This window comes from Treponema sp. UBA7570, assembly GCA_002477955.1.
In the GTDB taxonomy this organism is placed as follows: domain Bacteria; phylum Spirochaetota; class Spirochaetia; order Treponematales; family Treponemataceae; genus Treponema_D.
In genome coordinates, this window is the sequence record DLLE01000066.1 from 10336 (window position 1) to 15349 (window position 5014).

Sequence of the window (5014 nt, forward strand, 5' to 3'; positions counted from 1 at the left end):
TTTTATAACGGCTAGTTTTATAACTGTTTTTTAGTTTGACTTTGGCAAGATGAATGTTAGGCTTTAAAAGTAACGCGAGGTTCATCTTATGGGTATTTTTCTTCAGGCTTTGGTAAATGGAATTCTGATAGGTGGATTTTATTCACTGATGGGTATGGGGCAGAACGTTATTTTTGGTGTTATGAAAATCATCAACTTCTGTCATGGCGAAATGCTGATGGTCGGTATGTATCTGACTTTTGTTTTTTCGCAGCTTGGCATTGATCCTTATGCCGCGCTTCCGCTTGTTGCCCTTTGCACTTTTGGCATTGGCGCTTTGGTTCAGCACTTTCTTATTACGCCGTCGCTCGGCACGCATAGTTTTACTAACTTGCTGTTTTTGACGGTTGGTCTTGGACTTTTGTACCAGAATGTTGCTCTTGTAATCTTTTCTTCGCTTAACCGGACTATTGTTACTCCTTATTCGGGAATTACAATTCATCTTGGACCGGTTTCGATTCTTCTTCCTAAGCTTGTAAGCTTGTGCGCGCTGATTGTAATTACTGTTGGGCTTTTTGTTTTCCTTAAACATTCGACAATGGGAAAAATGATTCGCGCTGTTTCGCAGAACTCGGTTGGCGCGGAAGTTGTCGGTATTCCTGTTAAAAAAATCTACATTTTTACTTACGGTCTTGGCTGCGCGCTTGCCGGAATTGCCGGAGACTTGCTTACTCTGTTCTATGTAATAAATCCGACGGTTGGCGGCCAGTTTAGCTTTAAGGCGCTGATTGTTGTTGTTGTCGGCGGTTTTGGTTCGATTCAAGGCGCGTGCATTGCCGGTATCTGTCTTGGGCTTATGGAAACAATGAGCAGTCTTATTATTGGACCGACTTACCGCGATTTGACCGTGTTTGTTGCGTTCATAATTATTCTTGTTGTTCGCCAGATTATTATTTTAAGACGACGATAGTTTTTTGCTGGTTTAATTTTGATTTTTTGGGGGACAGATAATATGTTTGATTTAACGACTACTTATAAAAAAAGACGGGCGGCTTTGCTTGGTGTTTTTATGCTGGTTTTGGTTTTGCTGCCGATTGTCTTTGCTGGCAATCCGTATCTTGTAAATGTTTTTATAGTTATTTTCTATACTACGACAATGTCTTTGGCGTGGAATTTGCTCGGCGGTATGACTGGTCAAAATTCTCTTGGACACGCCGCGTATATGGGTCTTGGCGCTTATGTTGCCTGTCTGTTTATGACAAAAAGCGGTATGAATCCGTGGGTTGCGATTCCTATTGCTATGATTTTTGTCGGTCTAATTGCAGGTATTGTTTTTTATCCGTGCTTTTTGCTCCGCGGTCCGTATTTTACTTTGGTTTCGATTGCGTTTGGCGAGACAATCAGGCAGTTTATGCTTAACTGGGAGTTTGCCGGAAAAGCAATGGGCATTCCGCTTCCGTACGGAGAGTCTTCTTTTGCGCAGTTTAGGTTTCATTCAAAAACGCCTTATTATTACATTGCCTTGCTTATGGTGATCGGCGTTTATCTGATTATGAAAAAAATCAACAGAAGCAAGCTTGGTTTTGCACTAAAAACTATCCGCGAAGATGAGGATGTTGCAAATGCGATTGGTATAAACCCAATGAAATATAAAGTTATTGCGCTTGTAATTTCTGCTATGATTGCCGCAATGGTTGGCTGTTTTTATGCAAATTACAACCGTTATATTGACTGCGACCTTATGCTTCAGTCTTTCTCTACAGAATTTATTCTTCCTGCGGTAATCGGCGGCGCTGCTTTTGTTGAAGGTCCGCTTGTTGGCGGAATTATTCTTCTTACTTTGAGTGAATGGCTCAGAAATAAATTTGGCGGTATTTTGCCGGGAATCAACCTTATTCTTTATGCAATTACCTTGCTTTGTATTATTCGCTTTAGGCCGGTTGGAATTTTGGGCTGGTATTCGAAGAGCAGAGTAAAAGAATGGATTGATGTTAAGATTTTTGGAAAAAAAGCAGGGGAGGAAGCGTGATAAAAGTGCGTTTGTGCGTTTTATCACTTCTAAGGAGCAGCAAATGAGCGATACACCAATTATCAAAGTAGAACATATTTCAAAAAACTTCCGTGGTCTTCGTGCAGTAAATGATCTTTCCCTTGAAATCGAAGAAGGCAAAATTACTGGAATGATTGGTCCGAACGGCGCCGGAAAATCAACAACTTTTAATATGATTTGCGGATATTATCCGCCGTCAGAAGGACATATTTTTTACAAAGGGCGGGATATTACCGATTGCAAGCCTTTTAACTATACTGATATGGGAATTGCAAGAACTTTCCAGATTATGAAGCCTCTTTCGACGCTTTCTGTTTTGGACAACATTGTGCCGAGCGCTTTTTTTGGAAAAGACAAGGCAAAAAATTTGGCGGAAGCTAAAGATATTGCGGAAGAAGTCTTGGAATTTACAGGCCTTTATTCAAAGCGCAATGCAATTGCCGGAGAAATGGGAACTCCAGACCAAAAACGTCTGGAAATGGCGCGTGCCCTGGCAACAAGACCGGAAATGCTTTTTTTGGACGAGGTTATGGCCGGTTTGAACCCTGCCGAAACTGATCAGGCGATTGAGCTGATTCACAAAATTAACGAAAGCGGAATAACTGTGTTTTTGATTGAGCATATTATGAAAGCTGTCGTAAATCTTTGCGAAAAAGTTATTGTTTTGCACCATGGAGAAAAAATTGCCGAAGGTACGCCTTTGCAGGTAATGAATGATCCGTATGTAATTGAAGTTTATCTTGGAAAAAAGGGAAAATAGTTTATGCTTAAAGTTAATAATCTTTGTGCCGGATACGGCAAAGTTCAGGTTTTGTGGAACATTTCTCTTGAAGTAAAGGACGGACAGGTTGTTGCTGTGCTTGGTTCAAATGGCGCTGGAAAGACAACGACTGTCCGCACAATTACCGGAATGGTAAAGGCAAGCAGCGGTTCTGTTATTTTTAACGGAGAAGAGCTTGCTGACCGTTCTAGCCGTTTTATTTTGGATCAGGGAATTATTCAGGTTCCGGAAGGAAGGCAGCTTTTTACCGGAATGACGGTTTACGAAAATCTGGAAATGGGCGCATACAGCAAGGAAGCAAAGGCAAAATTTGCCGAAACTGAAGAATTTGTTTACGAAGCGTTTCCAAAACTGAAGGAACGCCGCAAGCAGATTACAGGAACTCTTTCTGGCGGTGAACAGCAGATGGTTGCAGTTGCGCGCGCGTTGGCCGGTCTTCCAAAGCTTTTGATTTTGGACGAGCCGTCGCTTGGTCTTGCTCCAAATATTGTTGATGATATTCTGGAAATTGCAGTTCATCTTGCCAGAGAAAAAAATATCGGTATTTTGCTTGTCGAGCAGGATATTACAAAAGCGCTTGCTGTTTCTGATTACGGCTATGTAATCGAAAACGGTCATGTTGTTTTGGAGCAGACGGCAGAAGAGCTCGAAAAAAATGAGCATGTAAAAAAAGCATATCTTGGCATTTAAGGTTAAAGACCTTTAACATAAGAATATTGTAAACGAGTTGAAGAAGGAGGACTCTTTTATGAAAAAAATTACAAAAGTTTTGACAGGAGCTGCTCTTATTGCAGCGGCTGTGTTTACAGTTGGTTGTGAAAAAAAATCTGCTGAAGCACAGACAATCAAAATTGGCGCAATGTACGCGCTTTCTGGAGATAAGGCGGCAATTGGAAACAATATTATGCGCGGTGTTGATTTTGCTGTTGATATGATTAACGCTCAGGGCGGTGTAAATGGACGCAAAATCGAAATTGTCCGTGGCGATACTCAGGGTGACCCAAAAGTTGGCCGTTCTGTTGCTGAACGCCTTGTAACTCAGGATAAAGTTAATGCAATTCTTGGTTGCCACCAGTCAACAATTACAGCAATTGCGGCTCAGGTTTGTGAACAGTATAAAATTCCAGAAATTACTGCAATTTCGACAGTAGACAACCTTTCTAGCCAGGGACTCGAATATTTCTTCCGTATGTGTCCTACAAACACAGACTATGTAGAAGACCAGTATCTTTACCTCAAAGATTTGGAAGATAAAAAAGGCGTTCCTATGAAGAACATTGCAATTTTTGCAGATAACTCAAACATTGGACAGGAACTTATCCGTTGTTCAAGAATTCTCGCTCCAAAATACGGATTTAACATTGTAGCAGAAGTTCAGTATTCGGGCGGAACAACAGATTTGACATCTGAAGTTTTGAAAATCCGCAACGCTAAGCCAGATGCAGTTCTTTGTGAATCTTACATTGCAGATGCAATTCTCTTTACAAAAACACTTACAGAACAGAACGCTCATCCGCCTGTAATTGTTGCAAAAGCAAACGGATTTGCTGATCCTTCATTTATTCCTGCGACACCTGGAATTTCAAACGGAATCGCTTCTGTAGTTGAATTTTCTGCTGACTTCCCGAAAGGAAAAGAAATCAATGATAAATTCAAGGCAAAATATGGCGTAGATATGAACGGACATTCTGCCGAATCATTTACTGCAATCTGGATTTTGAAAACAGCATTTGAACAGGCGGGTTCAACAGACGGAACAAAAGTTCGCGACGCTCTCGCAAGTATGCATATCGTTGGACAGTTCCCAAATGGTCCAAAAATCATTCTTCCATATAACGAAATCAAGTTTGGAGATGAAGTTATCGACGGTGTAAAACATCATCACAATAACATTCCTGCGACAGTTGCTATTGCTCAGATTCAGAACGGAGAATGGGCAACAGTATGGCCATTTGAAGAAGCCGCTGCCGATGTTCAGTATCCAGCTCCTTTAAAATAAAAACAAATTAACAAAAAATGACCGATAAATAAGGTCAGAACGAGGCTGGCGGTTTTAAAAACTGCCAGCTTTTTTTATAAATAGTCCGGATTTCGAATTTAAAAAAGAACAGTTATCTATGAGTTGTTTTCGTGCTGACACGGCAATCTAGTGTAGTTTTTTAAGAGATTGTCGGGTCAAGCTCGATAATGACAAGGTAGCTAGC

The 5014-nt window shown here is 40.9% G+C and carries 5 protein-coding genes; all 5 read left to right on the top strand.

Features of this window, described 5'->3' with window-relative positions:
- Nucleotides 1-88: 88 nt before the first annotated feature.
- Genes B4N75_RS09120 through B4N75_RS09140 form a run of 5 tightly spaced genes read left to right on the top strand, consistent with a single transcriptional unit; the run spans nucleotide 89 to nucleotide 4809 of the window.
- Entirely contained in the window at nucleotides 89-949 is an 861-nt protein-coding gene (locus B4N75_RS09120; protein WP_296024852.1) for a branched-chain amino acid ABC transporter permease, read from the top strand.
- Nucleotides 950-991: 42 nt separating this feature from the next.
- Complete coding sequence (locus tag B4N75_RS09125) at nucleotides 992-2008, top strand: branched-chain amino acid ABC transporter permease (protein WP_296024848.1); 1017 nt, start codon at nucleotides 992-994, stop codon at nucleotides 2006-2008.
- Nucleotides 2009-2051: 43 nt separating this feature from the next.
- Entirely contained in the window at nucleotides 2052-2789 is a 738-nt protein-coding gene (locus tag B4N75_RS09130) for an ABC transporter ATP-binding protein (RefSeq protein ID WP_296024845.1), read from the top strand.
- Nucleotides 2790-2792: 3 nt separating this feature from the next.
- The gene (locus B4N75_RS09135; protein ID WP_078931706.1) at nucleotides 2793-3500 is read left to right on the top strand and encodes an ABC transporter ATP-binding protein; all 708 of its coding nucleotides are present in this window, start codon (nucleotides 2793-2795) and stop codon (nucleotides 3498-3500) included.
- Between the two features lie 58 nt (nucleotides 3501-3558).
- The gene (locus B4N75_RS09140; RefSeq protein WP_296666503.1) at nucleotides 3559-4809 is read left to right on the top strand and encodes an ABC transporter substrate-binding protein; all 1251 of its coding nucleotides are present in this window, start codon (nucleotides 3559-3561) and stop codon (nucleotides 4807-4809) included.
- Nucleotides 4810-5014: the final 205 nt, after the last annotated feature.